Raw genomic sequence first — 19,476 nt, 5'->3', positions numbered from 1 at the left:
TGGGGGCGGGACCACGGACCAGAAGACGTGAACGGCGGATTGGGGCGCATTCGATGACACCAACGCTCGTGCGGCGGCACCGGCCGTCCCCGACCTCGCCCGAATCCCGGGCCCGCGACTGGGCGGAAATCCAGGAACGGATGCTGGTGCCGCTCTACGAAGCGGTGTACGAGCGCCTGGAGACCGGCCCCGGCACCCGGCTGCTGAGTCTCGGCTGCGGCTCGGGGCTGGCCCTGCTGATGGCCTCGGCCCGCGGGGCCGTCGTCTGCGGTGTCGACGCCGACGGCCGCAGGCTCGCGCTGGCCCGTGAGCGGCTGCTGCCGGAGGGCGCCCGGGCGGACGGCCCGCGGCTGGGCCTCGGCGGGCCCGAGGCCGTGACCGGGCCGGACGGCCCGCTCTTCACGCTCGTCACCGCCTTCGACCCGCTCTTCTGCGCGGGCACCGGCCCCCGGGGCCTCGCGCGGGAGCTCGCCCGCGCCGCCGCGTACGCCGCGCCCGGCTCGCCCGTCGTCCTGGCCGGCTGGGGGCCGCAGGAGCGCTGCGCGGCGTCCAGCGCGCTACGGGTGGCCGCGCGCCTGGCCGATCCGATGTGCGCCCCCGCCCGCTGGCGCCCCAGCGGCCGCGACGACCTGGAGAACCTGGCCCGCGACGCCGGGCTCACCCCGGACGGCTCGGGCCGGGTCTCCTGCCCGTACGGCTACGCCGACATGGGCAGCGCGGTGCGGGGCCTGCTGTCGACGGGCGCCTTCGACGCGGCGGTGCGGGCGACGGACGAGGAGCAGGTCGCCAAGGAGCTCGTCGAGGCCCTCCACCCGTATCTGCGGGGCGACGGGACGGTGTGGATGCCGAACGTGTTCCGGTATCTGATCGCCCGGGTGTAGGCGCCCGGACGACGAACAGCCCCCGGCGGGATGCCGGGGGCTGTCGGCGGGACCGACCGGTGTCAGCCCATGAACTTCTTGAACTCGTCGGGCAGTTCGAACTTGCCGTCGTCGCCCGTCGGGAGGCCGGGCATGCCCGGCACGCCCTCGGCCTGTGCCTGCTCACGACGCGCGGCCGCGGCCTCCGCGTCGGCCTTGCGCTTCATCGGGTTGCCCGACTGACGCTTGCCCTTGCCCTGCTTGATCTGCTTCTTCTTGCGGGCCGCGCCGCCGCCCATGCCCGGGAGGCCCGGCATGCCCGGCATCCCGCCGCCCTGGGCCATGCGGGACATCATCTTGCGGGCGTCGAAGAAGCGCTCCACGAGGTTCTTCACCGCGCTGACGTCCACACCCGAACCCTTGGCGATACGGGCCCGGCGGGAGCCGTTGATGATCGTCGGGTCCTGGCGCTCGGCCGGGGTCATCGACTTGATGATCGCGGCGGTGCGGTCGACGTCGCGCTCGTCGAGGTTGTTGATCTGGTCCTTGATCTGGCCCATGCCCGGGAGCATGCCGAGGAGCTTGGAGATGGAGCCCATCTTGCGGACCTGCTCCATCTGCGACAGGAAGTCGTCGAGGGTGAACTCCTTGGGGCCCTTCGCCAGCTTGGCCGCCATCTTCTCGGCCTCGGCCTGGCTGAAGGTCTGCTCGGCCTTCTCGATGAGGCTGAGCATGTCGCCCATGCCGAGGATGCGGGACGCCATGCGGTCCGGGTGGAACGCGTCGAAGTCGTCCAGCTTCTCGCCGTTGGAGGCGAAGATGATCTGCTTGCCGGTCACGTGCGCGACCGACAGGGCGGCACCACCGCGTGCGTCGCCGTCGAGCTTGGAGAGCACGACGCCGTCGAAGCCGACGCCGTCGCGGAAGGCCTCGGCGGTGTTGACCGCGTCCTGACCGATCATCGCGTCGAGGACGAACAGGATCTCCTGCGGCTGCACCGCGTCACGGATGTCCGCGGCCTGCCGCATCAGCTCCGCGTCGATGCCCAGACGGCCGGCGGTGTCGACGATCACGACGTCGTACTGCTTGGCGCGGGCGTGCTCGACGGAGTCCTTGGCGACCTGGACCGGGTCGCCCACGCCGTTGCCCGGCTCCGGCGCGAAGATCGCGACACCGGCGCGCTCGGCGACGACGCCGAGCTGGTTGACGGCGTTGGGGCGCTGGAGGTCACAGGCGACGAGCAGCGGGGCGTGGCCCTGGCCCTTGAGCCAGTGGCCGAGCTTTCCGGCGAGGGTCGTCTTACCGGCACCCTGGAGACCGGCGAGCATGATGACCGTCGGGCCGCTCTTGGCGAAGCGCAGCCGGCGGGTCTCGCCACCGAGGATGGTGATGAGCTCCTCGTTGACGATCTTGATGACCTGCTGGGCCGGGTTGAGGGCCTGGGAGACCTCGGAGCCGGTGGCGCGCTCCTTGACCTGCTTGATGAAGGCGCGCACGACGGGCAGAGCCACATCGGCCTCGAGCAGGGCGATGCGGATCTCGCGTGCCGTGGCGTCGATGTCGGCCTCGGAGAGGCGGCCCTTGCCCCGGAGGTTCTTGAACGTCGCTGCGAGGCGGTCGGAGAGGGTATCGAACACGGTGGTCGCGGATCCTTCTTGTCGTAAGTCAAGGCGGCGGCTGACCCCCAAGGGTATCCGGCCCTCCCCGGTGCGGTCAGCCGCCCAGTGACTCCTGGACCTCGCGGGCCGTCCGGGCGGCCTCCTCGGGCGGCAGCGGGCCGCCTCCGGGGCCGGTCACGTAGAAGGCGTCCACGGCGCTCGCGCCCAGGGTGCCGACGTGCGCGCTGCGCACCCACAGCCCGGCGTCCTCCAGGGCGAGGCCGATGCGGTGCAGCAGTCCGGGGGCGTCCTGGGCCCGTACCTCCAGGACCGTCGCGTCCCGGGAGCCGCCGGGGGCCACGCTCACCCGGGGCGGCGCGTGGGGGACGCCCCGGCGCCGGCCGCGGTAGGCGGCCTCGCGCTCGGCCAGCCGCCCGGCGACGTCGAGGGAGCCGTCCAGGGCGCGCGTCAGGTCCTCGCGCAGCCGCGCGGCCCCCGGTGGGGAGCCGTACTCGGCGGCGACGCGCCAGGTCAGCAGGAGGACGGGGCGCTCGTCGCCCGCCGGGCCGCCCATGGCGCGGATCTCGGCCGTGCGGACGCGCAGCCGGTGCAGGGCGAGCACCCCGGCGGCGGCGGGCAGGACGCCCGGCCGGTCGGGGAGCGCGATCAGCAGCTCGACGCCGACGGGCCCGTCGCTCCCGGCGCCCTCGGGGCGGGCCCGCAGGACGACGACGGGGGCGCCCGTGCGCCGGGCCTCGTCCGCCGCGACCGTCTGCTCGGCGGTGGGGGCGCTCCGCTCGGGGCCGGGCGGGACGGGCCGGCCGTCGAGGGCGGCGGCCGCCCGGCGGACCAGGTCGGCCACCAGCGAGGCCCGCCAGGCGGTCCAGGCCGTCGGGCCGGTGGCGAGGGCGTCGGCCTCGGTGAGGGCGTGCAGCAGCTCCAGGACGGCGGCGGAGCCGACCGCGTCGGTGACCGCGCGGACCGTGGCGGGGTCGCCGAGGTCGCGGCGCGTGGCGGTGTCGGCCAGCAGGAGGTGGTGGCGGACGAGCGTGGCGAGGACCGCCGTGTCGTCCGGGCCGTAGCCGAGCCGGGCCGCCACTTGGCGGGCGGTCTCCGCGCCCGTCTCGGAGTGGTCGCCCGGCCGGCCCTTGCCGATGTCGTGGAGGAGCGCGGCGAGGAGCAGCAGGTCGGGGCGGCCGACGCGGCGGGTGAGGGCGGCGGCGCGCACCGCCGTCTCGACGAGGTGGCGGTCGACGGTCCAGCGGTGGAGGGCGTTGCGCTGCGGGCGGCAGCGCACGTGCTCCCATTCGGGCAGCAGCCGGGAGACGATCCCCTCGGTCTCCAGGGCCTCCCAGACGGCCACGGCGGGCTCTCCGGCCCCGAGGAGGGTGAGGAGCTGTTCGCGGGCCTCGGCGGGCCAGGGGACGGGCAGCGGCGGGGCGCCGGTCATGCGGCGCACCGCGTGCCGGGACAGCGGGAGGCCCGCCTGGGCGGCGGCCGCCGCGGCGCGCAGCGGGAGCACGGGGTCGTGCTCGGGGCGGGCGGTACGGGCGAGGCCGGCCTCGCCGTCCTGTTCGACGACGCCTTCCGCCAGCGGGATCCTCTCCGGGGTGACGAAGCCGCCGCGCCCTCCGCGTCCGCCGATGATCCGGCGCAGCCGGGGCCGTCCGGAGCGGGCGCGCAGGACGCGGCCGACCTCGCGCCAGGTGACCTCGGCGGCGTAGGAGACGGTGTGGGCGGCCCGGTAGACGTCGCGCAGGAGCGCGTCGGCGTCGGGGAGGCCGAGGGCGGCGGCGACCTGGTCCTGTTCCTGGAGGGCGAGCCGGTCGGTGGCGCGGCCGGTGGCGAGGTGGAGGGCGTCGCGGGTGTCGAGGAGGAGGGTGCGGGCGGCTTCGAGGCCCTCGCGGGGGGCGTCGGCGAGCCAGGAGGCGGCGACGGCCCGCAGGGCGGTGGCGTCGCGGAGGCCGCCGCGCGCCTCCTTCAGGTCGGGTTCCAGCAGGAAGCGCAGCTCGCCCTGGCGGCGGGCGCGCTCCTCGCACTGCTCGCGCAGCTCGGGCAGCCGGGCGGGGGCCTGGGCGCGCCAGTCCTCGTAGGCGGTGGTGCGGAGGGCGGCGGTGAGGGCGGGGTCGCCGGCGAGGTGGCGGGCGTCGAGGAGGCCGAGGTGGACCTTGAGGTCGCTGGTGGCGGCCTTGCGGGCCTCGGCCGGGGTGCGGACGGAGTGGTCGAGGGCGAGGCCCATGTCCCAGACGGGGTACCAGACGCGGTCGGCGAGGGCCGCGATGCCGGGGGCGTCGGTGGTGCCGTCGTGGAGGAGGAGGACGTCGAGGTCGCTGCGGGGGGAGAGCTCGCCGCGCCCGTAGCCGCCGACGGCGACGAGGGCGACGCCCGGGGCGGGGCCGAGGAGCTCGCCGAGCCAGCTGTCGGTGGCCCGGGCGAGCCCGGCGCGCAGGGGCGGGCCGGTGAGCCGTTCCTCGGTCAGGAGGCGCAGCCGGGCGGCCGCGTAGCCGCCCTGCCGCCCCGGGTGCGTCTCGGTGTCGTGCTCCGTCAACGGGGGCTCCTGGTCAACCGGTGCTGGAGGCGGTCACAGCGCGTCGGGGCCGCGCTCGTCGGTGCGGACGCGGGCGACGGTGTCGAGGGGGACGACCCAGACCTTGCCGTCGCCGATCTTTCCGGTCCGGGCGCTGCGGACGATGACGTCGACGATGTCGTCGGCGTCGCCGTCCTCCGCGAGGACCTCTATGCGGACCTTGGGGACGAGGTCGATCCGGTACTCGGCGCCCCGGTAGACCTCGGTGTGGCCGCGCTGGCGGCCGTATCCGGTGGCCTCGGTGACGGTCAGGCCGTGGACGCCGAACTCCTGCAGGGCGGCCTTGACGTCCTCGAGCTTGTAGGGCTTGACGATCGCGGTGACGAGCTTCACGCGTCCACCTTCTTGTCGTACGTGTCGTTCGGGTGCTGCTGCTGTGCGGGGGCGTGGTGGACGGCGCGGGAGGCGGCGGCTCCGCCGACGGCGGTGAAGTCGTAGGCGCTCTCGGCGTGGAAGGCCTGGTCGATGCCGCTGATCTCGTCCTCCTCGGTGGCCCGGAAGCCGACGAGCTTGTCGACGAGCTTGGCGAGGAGCCAGGAGACGGTGAAGGAGTAGGCCATCACCGAGAACGCGCCGGCGGCCTGGCGGCCGAGCTGGGTGAGGCCGCCGACGCCGTCGGTGGCGAGGAGGCCGACGAGGAGGGTGCCGATGACGCCGCCGACGAGGTGGACGCCGACCACGTCGAGGGAGTCGTCGAAGCCGAGCCTGAACTTCCAGCTGACGGCCCAGGAGCAGACGGCGCCGGCGACGAGGCCGATGAGGATCGCGCCGAAGGCGTTGACGGCGGCGCCGGAGGGGGTGATGGCGACGAGGCCGGCGACGGCTCCGGAGGCGGCGCCGAGGGTGGTGAACGCGCCGTGCCGGATCCGCTCGTAGGCGAGCCAGCCGAGCATGGCGGCGCCGGTGGCGATCTGGGTGTTCATGGCCATGTTGGCGGCGGTGCCGTTGGCGGCGAGCGCGGAGCCGGCGTTGAAGCCGAACCAGCCGAACCAGAGGAGCCCGGCGCCGAGCATCACCAGGGGCAGGCTGTGGGGGCGCATCGGGTCCTTCTTGAAGCCGACGCGCTTGCCGACGACGAGGACGGCGGCGAGGGCGCCGATGCCCGCGTTGATGTGGACGGCCGTGCCGCCGGCGAAGTCGATCACCTTGAGCTTGAACAGCCAGCCGTCGGCCTGCCAGACCCAGTGGGCGACGGGGAAGTAGACGACGCTCACCCACAGGGCGATGAACAGCGTCCAGGCGCTGAACTTCACGCGGTCGGCGAGGGCGCCGCTCATCAGGGCGGGGGTGATGACGGCGAACATCATCTGGAAGAGGGCGAAGGCGAGGACGGGGATGCCCTCCTTGCCGCCGGTGAGGGTGTCGGGGTGGATGCCGCTCAGGCCGAGGTGGCCGAGGCCGCCCAGGAGCCCGGCGCCGATGTCGTCACCGAAGGCCAGGGAGTAGCCGTAGAGCACCCACAGGACGCTGACGACGCCCAGCGAGATGAACGACATCATCAGCATGTTGAGCGCGCTCTTGACCCGGACCATGCCGCCGTAGAAGAAGGCCAGGGCGGGTGTCATCAGCATCACGAGCGCGGCACTGATCAGTACGAACGCGGTGTCTGCGCCATTCAATGTCGGTGTCTCCTCGCCGCCGCGGCCCGGGCCCCCGTGCGGGCGGTGTTCCTTCGGTGGGCCGTTGTCGCCTCGAGGCTGTCGCAGCGCGGTTTCAGCCGGTGCCGTGGGCTGTTTCACGCCGGTGACGATGGGGCCGGGCGTGTTACGCGCCGGTGAACGGCGGGACGGGCGCGGCGGGTCTCCCCTATCCTGCGGGCCGCCCGGCCGCGCTCCCGCGCGCGGACACGGACCGGCCGCGGCGACCGTCCGGGGTGACCTGGCGTGGGGGAGGCCGAGTCGGGCTGTACGGGAGGGTCGTCGCGGCCGGGCAGAGGGGCCGGAGGATCAGACCGCGTGGGCGGCCTCCAGGGATTCCGGCAGGTGAACGGCGAGGTGGTCGGTCAGGTCGACGACTTCGGCGACGTCCCCGAAGTCGCGCAGGGCGTTGTCCACGGTCTTGCGCAGGCGGTTGTTGACCCGCTCGGAGCGGACCTGCTTGGCGATCCTCAGCGCCTTCTTCACGGGCTCGGCGCAGGCCTCCGGCTCGCGCTGGAGCAGGTGCACGGTGGCCATGCCGATGAGGTTGAGCGCATACGAACGCTGGTGCTCGTCGTCCTGGGAGAACAGCTCGACGGCGCGCTCCATCTTGGGCCGCGCGAGCTGGGCGTAGGTGGGGCTGCAGCCGGCCACATAGGCCAGGTCGCGGAAGGAGTGGGCGTTCTCGGCGTTGAGCTCGGCCTCGGAGAAGAAGCGGATCCAGTCGGGGTCGCGGTCGCTCTTGGAGCAGTCCGCGAAGCAGTCCTCGGCCATGGCGACCGCGCGCTTGACCTTGGCGGGCTGGCCCATGTTGGCGTAGGCGCGGGCCTCCATGGCGTGGAGCATGGCCTGGGTGCGGGGGGTGGCCGTCTCCCGGGAGCCGTACTGGCCGAGGTGGATCAGCTCCAGGGCGTCGTCGGGCCGGCCGAGGTGGATCATCTGGCGGCTCATCATGGAGAGCACGAACGAGCCCAGGGGGCGGTTGCCGGCCTCCTTGGCGGCGTGGAGGGCGAGGACGAAGTACTTCTGGGCGGTGGGGTGGAGGCCGATGTCGTAGCTCATCCAGCCGGCCAGCTCGGCCAGCTCGGCGGCGACGTGGAACAGCCGCCGGGTGGTCTCGTCGGGCTGGGGCTCCTGGAGGAGGTCGGTGACCTCGTGGAGCTGGCCCACGACGGCCTTGCGGCGCAGCCCGCCGCCGCACTGGGCGTCCCACTGGCGGAACATCGCCGTCGTGGACTCCAGCAGCTCCAGCTCCGGCTCGGAGAGCCGGGACCTGCGGGAGCGGTCGCGCTCGGCGGACCGCGCGCCGTCCCGGCCGGTGGGGCCGGGCACCAGCCAGCGCTGCATGGGCTCGATGAGGGCGGGGCCGGCGGTGAGGGCGAGCGAGGTGCCGAGGAAGCCCCTGCGGGCGAGCATCAGGTCGCTGCGGGAGAACTCGCTGAGCAGCTCGACGGTCTGGGGGGCGGCCCAGGGCAGGTCGACCCCGCCGACGGAGGGCGACTGGTGGGCGACGCGCAGGCCGATGTCCTCGACGCCGACGACGCAGCCGAAGCGCTCGGAGAACAGCTCGGAGAGGATCTTGGGGATGGGCTCGCGGGGCTGCTCGCCGTCCAGCCAGCGGCGCACCCGGGAGGTGTCCGTGCTGATGTGGTGGGCGCCGAGCTGCCGGGCCCTTCGGTTCACCTGGCGGGCGAGCTCGCCCTTGGACCACCCGCTGCGCAGGAACCAGGAGTTCAGCTGTTCGTTCGGGCGTTTCTCACCCTTGTCGGCCCGGTCGGCCTTCTCGGCCCGATCGGTGCCGTCGGCACCACTGACATTGCCGCTCACGGGAACGCCCCCATCCACAATCCGCAATTCCGCGACCAAACGCGTCCGCGTCCACGCAGCGGCCCGCTTCCGCACCTTGCCTGTGACCACGCCCATACGTGTCCACACGTGCGTTCACCACGTCTGCGCGTGAACCGCCAACAGCTTGCCGCGTGTTGCGGCCGCCTGTCCGGCGCTGTCCATGCACCGAAAGTAATCCTACGATCACCGTTCAGGCGAGAGCGGTCCAGTAAACGCCACCATTCGCCACCCCAAGGAATGAACGACTCCCCCGCAGTTCGCGATTGACTTGACGCGGAACGACCACGGGGAAACCGGGCAACGGGTGGATCGTCGCGCGCCACGGCGCGCACCCTCCGGCGCACCACCCGTCGCACACCGTCGCGCCGCCCCGGAGCCCACGTCCGCGACCGTACGTGTCCGAGACACTCCGACACGTAACCAACCGCGAACACGACCCGTTGGAGGGGGCATGGGCTTCACGATCGGCGGCATCCGGGACCTGCGCTCGAGCTCTCGGCGCCGAGGCCGCGCGTCCGAATACGCGACGACGGTCGCGGAGTACACCGGCCTGTGGGGCTGGGACGTGGTCCCGGGCGCCCGGGCCTCGCGCGGGGGCCGGGTGATCTGCTCCTGCGGAGCCGCCGACTGCCCCTCCCCCGGCGCCCACCCGCTCCCCTTCGCGTCCCCCGTCCCGGCGGGCTCCACGCTGGACGAGGCCGCGGCCGCCTGGGCGGAGGTGCCGGGCGCCGCCGTGCTGCTGCCGGTGGGCCGCTCCTTCGACGTGCTGGAGGTCGCCGAGGCGGCCGGGCGGCACGCCCTGGCCCGGCTGGAGCGGATGGGGGTGCCGCTGGGCCCCGTCGCCCTCACCCCCGACGGGCGCGCGCTGTTCCTCGTCGCCCCCGGCGCGGCCGCCGAGCTCCCCCAGCTGCTCTACCGCATGGGGTGGGACGACGCCCGGCTCGATCTGCGCGGCCTGGGCCGCGGCGACCACATCACGGCCCCGCCGTCGGACTACGCGGGCCTGGGCCCGATGCGCTGGCTGCTGCCGCCCGCCCTCGACACGGCGGGCTGCCCCCCGGAGGCCCGCCTCCTGCTGGGGACGCTGGCGTATGTGTGTCATCGCTCGGTGTGACCGCGTTCCGCATGAGAACGGGCCCCGCCGCGGTCGCGACGGGGCCCGTATCCGCTGAAATCGCCTACTCGCCGATCAGCGCGTCGACGAACGCCTCCGGCTCGAACGGCGCGAGGTCGTCCGCGCCCTCGCCGAGACCGACGAGCTTGACCGGCACGCCCAGCTCGCGCTGGACCTGGACGATGATGCCGCCCTTGGCCGTGCCGTCGAGCTTGGTGAGGACGACACCGGTGATGTCGACGACCTCGGCGAAGACCCGCGCCTGGACCAGGCCGTTCTGGCCGGTGGTGGCGTCGAGGACGAGCAGCACCTCGTCGACCGAGCCGTGCTTCTCCACGACGCGCTTGACCTTGCCCAGCTCGTCCATCAGACCGGTCTTGGTGTGCAGCCGGCCGGCGGTGTCGATGAGCACGACGTCCGCCTTCTCGGCGATGCCCTCCTTGACCGCGTCGAAGGCGATCGACGCCGGGTCGCCGGCCTCGGGCCCGCGCACCGTGCGCGCGCCCACGCGCTCGCCCCAGGTCTGGAGCTGATCGGCGGCGGCGGCACGGAAGGTGTCGGCCGCGCCCAGGACGACGGACTTCCCGTCGGCGACGAGCACCCGGGCGAGCTTGCCGGTGGTGGTGGTCTTGCCGACGCCGTTGACGCCGACGACCATCACGACGCCGGGCTTCTCCTCGCCGTTCGTCCCCACACCGGGCTCGGTGTGGACGCTGCGGTCGGCCTCGGTGCCGATCAGGGTGAGCAGCTCCTCGCGCAGCAGGGCGCGCAGCTCGTCGGGGGTGCGGGTGCCGAGGACCTTGACGCGCTCGCGCAGGCGCTCGACGAGCTCCTGGGTGGGCGCGACGCCCACATCGGCGGTGAGGAGGGTGTCCTCGATCTCCTCCCAGGTGTCCTCGTCGAGGTGCTCACGGGACAGCAGGGTCAGCAGACCCTTGCCGAGGGAGTTCTGGGAGCGGGAGAGCCGGGCCCGCAGCCGCACCAGCCGGCCGGCGGTGGGCTCGGGAACCTCGATCTCGGGCTCGGCCGGCGCGGCGGCCTCGGCCGCGGGCTCCGGTTCGACGACGGGAGCGGTCTCCTCCGGGGCGGGGGCGGCCTCGGGGAGCTCCACTTCCTCAACGGTGCGGCGGGGTTCCGGCCGCGGGGTCTCGGCCTCCTCGCCGACGTGCGGTTCGGCGGGCGGCGCGGTGACGGTCGGGCTGCTCGGCGGAGCGGGCGGCAGCGCTTTCTTCTTGCGGCTGCTGACCACGAGCCCGCTGATCGCGCCCAGCGCGACCACGGCGATGACTACAGCAAGGATGACGATGTCCATAACGCCCCCCAGTATCGGGCACCTGCCCGCGAGGACGCTGCGGCGCCTTCGAACGGGGCGTGTTCGTGCTTTTCCACAAGGACCAATGGCACTAACCGGCCAAAGTTAGATCAAAGTACGATGGCGTGGGTTCACGCGACGCGCGTAGAGTCCCCAACGTCCCTTTCTGCCCAGGCCCCGCCCTGCAATTCCCCCACACGGAGCCCCCGATATGGCCCCCACCATGGACAACGCTGCCGAAGGCGCCAACGTGTCCAGCACCGACAGCGCCGTGAGCGCCGTCGAGACCCGCGGTATCGAGCCGGTACCCGACAACGAGCGCCACGGCCGGGTCCGGGAACTCTTCCCGACCTGGGTGGCCGCCAACATCAGCGTGCTGCTGCTCACCATGGGCGCGGCGCTGGTGGTCTTCAACAAGCTGAACTTCTGGCAGGTCATGATCGTCGCGGCGTGCGCCGCGCTCGTGTCGTTCGGCCTGGTCGGTGTGGTCTCCGTGTCGGGCAAGTGGGGCGGCGCGCCTGGCGCGATGCTCTCCCGGGCCACCTTCGGTGTGCGCGGCAACCTCTTCCCGGGCGCGATCCTGTGGGTCGCCCGCTTCGGCTGGGAGACGATCAACGCGGTCACCGGCGCGTACGCGGTGCTGACCGTGCTCGACCTGGTCTTCGGTGTGAAGAGCAACAACGTGCTGATCGTCATCACGCTGTTCGTCTTCGTCGCCTGCACGTTCCTGGTGAGCGGCATGGGCCGCAAGGCGCTCAACGTCTGCAACACCTGGTCGACGTACCTCTTCGGCGTCTTCAGCGTGCTGGTGCTCGGCTACCTGATAGCCAACATCAAGTGGGACGACGTCTTCTCCAAGCCGGCGGGTACGACAGCGATGGTCGTCGCCGGTGTCGGCACGATCGCGGCCGGCGGCATCAGCTGGGTGCCCACCGGTCCCGACTTCGCGCGCTATCTGCCGCACGCGGCCTCCGGTAAAAAGATCGCCGGCGTCACGGTGTCCGGCGCGGGCCTCGTGATGGTCCCCATGGTGATGATGGGCGCGGTCATGGCCGTGGCCACGCCGGGCCTCGCCGACGCTCCGGACCCGGTCTCCTTCCTCGGTGACATCCTCCCGACGTGGCTCGCCGTGCCCTACCTGATCACCGCGATCGTCGGCATGCTGCTGATCAACTCGCTGTCGATGTACTCGGCCGGCTTCACCGCCCAGACCATGGGCGTCAAGCTGCCGCGAGCGCTGGCCGTGAGCATCAACGCCGCGATCTCGCTGGTCGGCGGTCTGCTGCTGATGCTGGTCGCGAAGAGCTTCCTGAGCTCGTTCATCACCTTCCTGATCCTGCTGGCCGTCTCCTTCTCGGCCTGGATCGGCGTCTACGCCGTCGACATGAACCGCCGCCGCAAGCGCGCGGTGCGCTACGACGCCGAGGCCCTCATGGACACCGGCCGCACCAGCCGGTACTGGTACGTCGGCGGCTTCTGCTGGCAGGCGATGACGGCGTGGGCCGTGGCCCTGCTGGCGGGCATCGCCTTCACCAAGTGCGACTGGTTCGCCGGCCCGCTGTCGGGCACGTTCGTCGGCAAGTACGGGCTCGGTTGGGCGGCGACGATCGTGATCTCGGCGGCGGTCATGGCGGTGCTGCCGACGCCGCGGGAGGTTGCGGCGGAGGTCGCGGCCGACGCGCCTGAGCGCGAGAAGGTCGCCGCGTAACCTACTCGGCACGTGTCTGAGGGCCCCTTCGGGGGCCCTCTTCGCGTTTCCGGGTGCCCCCGCCGTGGGTCGGGGTCGGGGGCGGGGTGGGGCGGACGGGCCCTTACGGGGCTGACCTCTTCGCGGTGCCTGCCACTTCGGTACGGGGTGCCCCGTACTCGGCTCCAGCGGCGAAGAGCTCTTCACGCCCCTACCAGGGCCCATCCACCCCACCCCGCCCCCTCACGTCAGTACCTCGTGGGTGCGCTTCCGGGTAATCGGGCGGGCGGGTGGGCGAAACCCGCGCCGCCAGGCGCGGGCACTCCCGGCGGCGGGCAGCCGGAAAGCGAAAGGGTGCGGCCCCAGCCTTGTCGGCTGGGGCCGCACCCTTTCGAGGAGAGGGGCGGCGGGGGGGTTAGCCCATCTCCTCCAGCGCCTTGCCCTTGGTCTCCTTCACGAACTTGAGCACGAAGGGAATCGAGAGCACGGCGAAGACCGCGTAGATCACGTACGCACCCGAGAGGTTCCAGTCCGCCAGGCTCGGGAAGCTGGCCGTGATGGCCCAGTTCGCGACCCACTGGGCCGACGCGGCGACACCGAGCGCCGCGGCGCGGATGCGGTTGGGGAACATCTCGCCCAGGAAGACCCAGACCACGACGCCCCAGGAGAGCGCGAAGAAGAGGACGAACGCGTGGGCCGCGACGAGCGCGACCGTGCCCTGCGTGGTGGGCAGGGTGCCGTCGGCCGTCTTGGAGGCGAAGGCCCAGGCCTCGAGGGCCAGGGAGAGCGCCATGCCGACGGAACCGACGAGCGCGAGCGGCTTACGGCCGATCCGGTCGACGAGGATCATCGCGATCACGGTGCCGACGATGTTGATGATCGACGTGGTGAAGCTGTAGAAGAACGAGCTCTCCGGGTTGACGCCCACGGACTGCCACAGCGTCGAGGAGTAGTAGAACGCGACGTTGATGCCGACGAACTGCTGGAAGACGGAGAGGCCGATGCCGACCCAGACGATCGGGAGCAGGCCGCCCTTGCCGCCGATGAGGTCCTTGAAGGTGGACTTCTCCTCGCTGTGCATCGCGTGCTCGATCTCGGCGACGCGCTTGTCGACGTCGATGGCGTGGCCCTCGACCTCGGCCAGGATCTCCTTGGCCTTGTCGGTCTTGCCGATGGAGATCAGGAAGCGGGGGGACTCGGGGATGGCGAAGGAGAGCAGGCCGTAGAGGACGGCCGGGACGACCATGACGCCGAGCATGAGCTGCCAGGCCTCGATGCCCAGGACCTTGCCGCGCTGGTTGCCGTCGGCGGCGTTGAGGATGCCCCAGTTGACCAGCTGCGAGACGGCGATGCCGACGACGATCGCGGCCTGCTGGAAGGCGCCGAGACGGCCGCGGTAGGCCGGCGGGGAGACCTCGGCGATGTAGGCCGGGCCGATGACGGAGGCCATGCCGATGGCCATGCCGCCCAGGACGCGCCAGAAGGCGAGGTCGTAGAGCGAGAAGGGCACGGCCGAGCCGACGGCGCTGATGGTGAACAGCGTCGCGGAGATCTGCATGACCCGGATGCGGCCGATGCGGTCGGCGAGCTTGCCGGCGACGGCCGCGCCGACGGCGCAGCCGATCAGCGCGATGGCGATGACCTGGGCCAGGGCGGCGGAACCGATGTCGTACTTCCCGCGGATGCCCTCGACCGCGCCGTTGATCACGGAGCTGTCGTAGCCGAAGAGGAAGCCACCCATGGCCGCGGCCGCGGTGATGAAGATGACATGGCCGAGGTGGTCCGGCTGGGCCTTGCGGCCCTCGGACCCCTGCGCCATCGCAGTGCTGGTCAAGGTTTTCTCCTGGGCCCGGCCACGTTGCCGGGAGTGGGGGGCGGCCTTTCCCGTGGGACGGATCCAGTGGGACACAAGATCAAGGGGGTCACCACGTGAAGGCGCGAGCGTCGTGGGAGACCCTATGTCTTCAATTTTCTAAGTCAATAGGTTGTGATGAAGAAGTTTCCCGGGCGTTTCCCCACCGTTGGCTTCAATAGTTGAATCGATCTTGGCTAGTTGAGCCGCTGGCTGATCACCTTCGACACTCCGTCGCCCTGCATCGACACTCCGTAGAGCGCGTCGGCGACTTCCATGGTCCGTTTCTGGTGGGTGATCACAATCAGCTGGGAGCTCTCCTGGAGTTCCCTCATGATCCCGATCAGCCGCTGGAGATTGGTGTCGTCCAGGGCCGCCTCGACCTCGTCCATGACGTAGAACGGGCTCGGCCGGGCCTTGAAGATGGCGACGAGGAGGGCGACCGCGGTCAGGGAGCGCTCGCCGCCCGACAGCAGGGACAGCCGCTTCACCTTCTTGCCGGGCGGCCGGGCCTCCACGTCCACGCCTGTGGCCAGCATGTCGTCCGGGTCGGTGAGCACCAGACGGCCCTCGCCGCCGGGGAACAGCCGGGAGAAGACGCCCTCGAACTGCCGGGCCGTGTCGTGGTACGCCGCCGTGAAGACCTCCTCCACGCGCTTGTCGACGTCCTTGACGACCTGGAGGAGGTCGGCCCGGGTCTTTTTGAGGTCTTCGAGTTGTTCGGAGAGGAACTGGTGGCGTTCCTCCAGCGCCGCGAACTCCTCCAGGGCCAGCGGGTTGACCTTGCCGAGCTGCTGGTACGCGCGTTCGGCGGCCTTGAGGCGCTTCTCCTGGGCGGCCCGGTCGTAGGGCACGGGCCGGTTGCGCGGGTGATCCGGGTCGTCGGGGAGCTCCTCGCCCTCCGCCGGGGGCGAGGGCGGTACGGGCTGGTCGGGCCCGTACTCGGCGATCAGGACGGCCGGCTCCACACCCAGCTCCTCCAGGGCCCTGGCCTCCAGCTGCTCGATGCGCAGCCGCTTCTCCGCGCCGAGGACCTCACCGCGGTGGACGGAGTCGGTCAGCTTGTCCAGCTCCGTCTTGAGGGCCCGGGAGCGGTCGCGCTCGGCGGTCAGTTCCACCTCCCGCTCGGCCTTCGCGCGCTCGGCCCGGCCGCGTTCCTCGTCCGCGCGCAGCAGCGAGACCTCCACGTGGGCCAGGAGCTGGCGGGCGCCGGACGCGACGGCCCCGGCGACCCGTGCCTCGTGCGCCAGCCGGGCCTGCCGCCGCTCGGCGCGGGCGCGCGCCTCGCGTTCGGCGCGGGCCGCGCGGTCGAGCCCGTCGGCCCGGCCGGCGAGCGCCTTGACCCGCTCCTCGTGGGTACGGACCGCGAGGCGCGCCTCCATCTCGGTCTGCCGCGCGTTGGCGCCGTCGGCGGCGAGGCGGTCGCGGACGGAGGTGTCGGGTTCGTCCGCGCCGTGCTCGTCGTCGAGCTCCTCGGCCGCCGCGAGCCGGGCGGCGAGCTCCTCGGCCTCCTCGGTGGCCCGCAGGAGCGCCTCCTCGGCGCGCGCGACCGCCGCGGCGGTGCGCTCGGCCTCACCCGCCGCCGCCCTGGCCTGCCCGGCGAGGCGGCCGAGCGCCTGGGCGGTCCGCGACTTCTCCCGGTCGGCGTCGCCGCGGCGGGCCGCCAGCTCCTCGACGAGGGCGGCCGCGGCCGCGCGCCGCTCCTCGGCCGTGTGCCGGGCCTCGGCGAGCGCGGCGCAGCGGGCGGTCAGCCCGGTCAGCTCGGCGGTGGCCTCGTCCACGGCCGCCTGGGTCTCCAGGAGGCTGGGGGCTCCGCCGGAGCCGCCCTGGGCGAGGTGGGCGCCGAGCAGATCGCCGTCGGCGGTGACGGCGGTGCGCTCGGGGTGGCTGCGGACGAGGGCCTCGGCGTCCTCGAGCGTGTCGACGACGAGGTAGCCGCGCAGCAGCCGGCGGACGGCGGGCATCAGGTCGTCGGGGCCGCGTACCAGGCCGGCGGCCGGGAGGGCGCCGGCGGGGGCGTCCTCGGCGTGCTCACGGTGAGGTGACGTTCCTTCTGCGGGCCCCGCGAGCAGGAGGGTGGCCCGGCCGGCGTCCTCCTTCTTCAGCAGGCGCAGGGCCTCGGCCGCGGCGGCGGGGCCGGTGACGGCGATCGCGTCGGCCGCCGTGCCGAGGGCGGCGGCGACGGGGAGCTCGTATCCGGGGGTGACGGTGAGGAGTCCGGCGGCCGGGCCGAGGAGTCCGGTCAGTCGTTCCCGCGCGCTCAGCAGCGCTCCGGTGCCGTCCTTGCGGCGGAGGCCGAGGGCGAGCGCGTCGCGGCGGGCGGTGACGGCGGCGCGGCGGCGGTCGGCCTCGGCGGCCTCCTCGCGGGCGGCGTCGAGGGCGGCCCCGGCGGCGGCCAGAGCGGCCCTGGCGGCGTCGTGGCGGGCGGCGAGCTCGGCGTCGTCGGCGGCGGTGCCGTCGGCCTCGGCCTGGTGGTGCTCGTACTCCTCCTGTGCGGCGGCCGCGCGCTCGGCGGCCTCGTCGCGGGCCGCCGCGAGGCGGCCGATCTCGGCCTCGGCGGAGGCGGCGCGGCCGTGGGCGGCGGTGACCCGGCCCTGGAGCCGGGCGAGGTGTTCGCGGCGGTCGGCGATGGCGCGGGCGGCGTCCTTGAGGCGGCGTTCCTCCTCGGCGAGGCGGCGTTCGAGCTCGGCGCGGTGTCCGGCGGTGGCCTCCAGGGCGTGGCCGGCGGCCTCCAGGGCGGCTTCGAGCTCGGCTTCCTGCTCGCGGACGCGGGCGGCCTCGCGTTCCAGGTCCTCGGGGTCGCGGCCGCGGCGCTCCTCGGCGGGGGCGGTGGTGGCGCTGGTGACGCGGGCGTCGGCGAGGCTGATGGTGCCGCGGACGCGTTCGGCGAGCCGGGAGAGTTCGTGCCAGGTCTGCTGGGCGCGGGTGAGGCGCGGGGCGAGCTCGCGGACGTGCTCTTCGAGGGCGGCCTCGCGGAGGGCGGCGGCCCGCAGTTCGGCTTCGGCGGCGTCCTTGCGGGTCTTGAGGGCGGCCTCGTCGGCGATCTCGGCGCGCAGGGCCTCGCGAAGGGCGACCAGGTCGTCGGCGAGCAGCCGGAGCCGGGCGTCGCGCAGGTCGGCCTGGATGACGGCGGCGCGGCGGGCGACGGCGGCCTGCCGGCCGAGCGGTTTGAGCTGGCGGCGCAGTTCGTCGGTGAGGTCCTGGACGCGGGCGAGGTTGGCCTTCATCGCGTCGAGCTTCCGCAGCGCCTTCTCCTTGCGCTTGCGGTGCTTGAGGACACCGGCGGCCTCCTCGATGAAGGCGCGGCGGCCCTGGGGGTCGGCGTGGAGGACGGAGTCGAGCTGGCCCTGGCCGACGATGACGTGCATCTCGCGGCCGATGCCGGAGTCGGAGAGGAGTTCCTGGATGTCGAGCAGCCGGCAGGTGTCGCCGTTGATCTGGTACTCGCTGCCGCCGTTGCGGAACATGATCCGCGTGATGGTGACTTCCGCGTAGTCGATGGGGAGGGCACCGTCGGAGTTGTCGATGGTGAGGGAGACCTCGGCGCGGCCCAGCGGGGGGCGGCCGGTCGTCCCGGCGAAGATGACGTCCTCCATCTTGCCGCCGCGCAGCGACTTGGCGCCCTGCTCGCCCATGACCCAGGAGAGCGCGTCCACGACATTGGACTTCCCGGAGCCGTTGGGGCCGACGACGCAGGTGATCCCGGGCTCGAAGCGCAGCGTGGTGGCGGAGGCGAAGGATTTGAAGCCGCGCAGGGTAAGGCTCTTGAGGTGCACGCGGTAGGACTCTACCGGCCGTGCGCCGCCCGGCACGGCCGCGCGCCGGGTGCTGGCGCGCCGCTCTGAACAATGGGTTTCGCCCGGGAATCTTCAGGGCACACCATGCGTGAGGCGACCGCGGAGAGGATCAGGGGGACGGGAGGACGGCGAGGGAGACCGCCGCACACGACGAAGGGACGCCGAAGCGTCCCTTGTGAGTGCGAACTCTCCAGCGGCTGACGGTGCGATTCCGACCGAGCGCCCCCGGGGCAGGGCACGGGTCAGGCGAGCGCGGGCTCCGCCTTCGATACGTCGATGCTGTCGAGCAGCGAGTCACCACGGTGAGCGGCGGCAGTCAGCGCGTCGTTCTCGGCCTGCATCCGAATGAGCTCGGATTCCAGGTCCTGGACACGCTGCTGGAGCCGTCGCATCTCGGAGAGGACTCGGGGGTCGGAGCCGCCGACGTAACCGAGAAGCGCCTTTGCCATGATGGATGGTCCTCCACACTGAGTGACCGACCGAAGCGGTGTGGGTCGTGAGGGATTCGCACCCGCGGTGTCTGCCATCACTACTGCGGTGTTCCAATGCCAAACAGCTAAGGTGCGCGGGGCTTCCAGAGTCTCACCAAAAGGTTTGACGGTCAACACGATCACACCCCGTATCCGCAGGCGTCCCAGGGGTGTGCGCTGGTTTATCCGCGCCGCATTCCGCGCCCGGGGCCCGAGAGGGCGTAGAGATCATCCGTTGACAGGCAGCCTTGCACGATGCGGCCCGGTTGGCAACCATCAGGCGATTTCCTGCCCCCGTATATGCCACTGGCATATACGGGGGACACTCCTGCGACGCGATTTCCGGGAAAGTCGAGCCTATATCCGATTTTCCGGCGGTCGGATCAGCGGATCTCGAAACCGTCGTATCCGCCCTTGGGCGAGCCCCAGATCTCGGTGACACCGTCCACCCGGCCGGGCGTGTCGCCGTCCCGCAGCCAGTCGAGCAGCTGTTCGCAGCCCTGGCGGGAGCCCTCGGCGACGACCTGCACCCGGCCGTCGGAGAGATTGGACGCGAAGCCCATCAGGTCACCGATCTGCAAGGCGTTGGCCCGCGTGAACCAGCGAAAGCCCACACCCTGCACATGTCCACGGACCCATGCCGTGAGACGAACATTCTCGTTCATGTCTGCACGTTAACCGGCCAATTAGATAAGCAGCACTTCGGCCCACCAT

General features: G+C 72.6%; 13 protein-coding genes. 3 read left to right on the top strand and 10 right to left on the bottom strand.

Annotation, left to right across the window (positions count from 1 at the left end; genetic code table 11):
• Positions 1-53: 53 nt before the first annotated feature.
• Complete coding sequence (locus EKH77_RS23490; protein ID WP_126916293.1) at positions 54-881, top strand: class I SAM-dependent methyltransferase; 828 nt, start codon at positions 54-56, stop codon at positions 879-881.
• Between the two features lie 62 nt (positions 882-943).
• Here the strand turns inward: EKH77_RS23490 and ffh are convergent, their stop codons facing one another.
• The 5 genes from ffh to nsdA all read right to left on the bottom strand — a co-directional run bounded on the left by ffh (position 944) and on the right by nsdA (position 8,509).
• On the bottom strand, positions 944-2,497 hold the full coding sequence (gene ffh, locus EKH77_RS23485) for a signal recognition particle protein (protein ID WP_126916292.1): 1,554 nt from the start codon (positions 2,495-2,497) through the stop codon (positions 944-946).
• A 76-nt stretch (positions 2,498-2,573) separates the two neighbouring features.
• Positions 2,574-5,006, bottom strand: coding sequence for a [protein-PII] uridylyltransferase (locus EKH77_RS23480; protein WP_126916291.1), 2,433 nt, complete (start codon positions 5,004-5,006; stop codon positions 2,574-2,576).
• Positions 5,007-5,039: 33 nt separating this feature from the next.
• The gene (locus EKH77_RS23475; RefSeq protein WP_126916290.1) at positions 5,040-5,378 is read right to left on the bottom strand and encodes a P-II family nitrogen regulator; all 339 of its coding nucleotides are present in this window, start codon (positions 5,376-5,378) and stop codon (positions 5,040-5,042) included.
• Positions 5,375-6,664 carry an ammonium transporter gene (locus EKH77_RS23470; RefSeq protein ID WP_126916289.1) on the bottom strand — a complete coding sequence of 430 codons (1,290 nt, stop codon included), beginning with the start codon at positions 6,662-6,664 and terminating at the stop codon, positions 5,375-5,377. The genes EKH77_RS23475 and EKH77_RS23470 overlap by 4 nt, the downstream gene beginning before the upstream one ends.
• Before the next feature lie 327 nt (positions 6,665-6,991).
• Positions 6,992-8,509: a transcriptional repressor NsdA gene (gene nsdA / locus EKH77_RS23465; protein WP_240667494.1), complete on the bottom strand. Its 1,518-nt coding sequence runs from the start codon at positions 8,507-8,509 to the stop codon at positions 6,992-6,994.
• A gap of 472 nt (positions 8,510-8,981) precedes the next feature.
• Between nsdA and EKH77_RS23460 the strand changes: the two genes are divergently transcribed.
• The gene (locus EKH77_RS23460; protein WP_126916288.1) at positions 8,982-9,644 is read left to right on the top strand and encodes a bifunctional DNA primase/polymerase; all 663 of its coding nucleotides are present in this window, start codon (positions 8,982-8,984) and stop codon (positions 9,642-9,644) included.
• A 64-nt stretch (positions 9,645-9,708) separates the two neighbouring features.
• Here the strand turns inward: EKH77_RS23460 and ftsY are convergent, their stop codons facing one another.
• Complete coding sequence (gene ftsY, locus EKH77_RS23455) at positions 9,709-10,956, bottom strand: signal recognition particle-docking protein FtsY (RefSeq protein WP_126916287.1); 1,248 nt, start codon at positions 10,954-10,956, stop codon at positions 9,709-9,711.
• Positions 10,957-11,179: 223 nt separating this feature from the next.
• Here ftsY and EKH77_RS23450 point away from each other — a divergent pair, with 223 nt between their 5' ends.
• Positions 11,180-12,664 (top strand): purine-cytosine permease family protein, encoded by a 1,485-nt coding sequence (locus EKH77_RS23450; RefSeq protein WP_126918243.1) that lies wholly within the window; start codon positions 11,180-11,182, stop codon positions 12,662-12,664.
• A gap of 394 nt (positions 12,665-13,058) precedes the next feature.
• On the opposite strand, the gene EKH77_RS23445 is transcribed toward EKH77_RS23450, so the two are convergent.
• The 4 genes from EKH77_RS23445 to EKH77_RS23425 form a co-directional block, all read right to left on the bottom strand.
• Positions 13,059-14,552: a sugar porter family MFS transporter gene (locus EKH77_RS23445; RefSeq protein ID WP_397612493.1), complete on the bottom strand. Its 1,494-nt coding sequence runs from the start codon at positions 14,550-14,552 to the stop codon at positions 13,059-13,061.
• Positions 14,553-14,692: 140 nt separating this feature from the next.
• Positions 14,693-18,271 carry a chromosome segregation protein SMC gene (gene smc, locus EKH77_RS23440; RefSeq protein ID WP_126916286.1) on the bottom strand — a complete coding sequence of 1,193 codons (3,579 nt, stop codon included), beginning with the start codon at positions 18,269-18,271 and terminating at the stop codon, positions 14,693-14,695.
• 263 nt (positions 18,272-18,534) lie between these two features.
• On the bottom strand, positions 18,535-18,741 hold the full coding sequence (locus EKH77_RS23435; protein ID WP_126918241.1) for a hypothetical protein: 207 nt from the start codon (positions 18,739-18,741) through the stop codon (positions 18,535-18,537).
• 404 nt (positions 18,742-19,145) lie between these two features.
• The gene (locus EKH77_RS23425) at positions 19,146-19,427 is read right to left on the bottom strand and encodes an acylphosphatase (RefSeq protein WP_126916285.1); all 282 of its coding nucleotides are present in this window, start codon (positions 19,425-19,427) and stop codon (positions 19,146-19,148) included.
• Positions 19,428-19,476 lie beyond the last annotated feature (49 nt).

Origin of the sequence: Streptomyces luteoverticillatus (assembly GCF_003970715.1) — a bacterium.
GTDB classification, from domain to species: Bacteria; Actinomycetota; Actinomycetes; order Streptomycetales; family Streptomycetaceae; genus Streptomyces; species Streptomyces abikoensis.
Note: the sequence above shows the minus strand (reverse complement) of the source record. Positions and strands in the feature narration are given on the sequence as shown.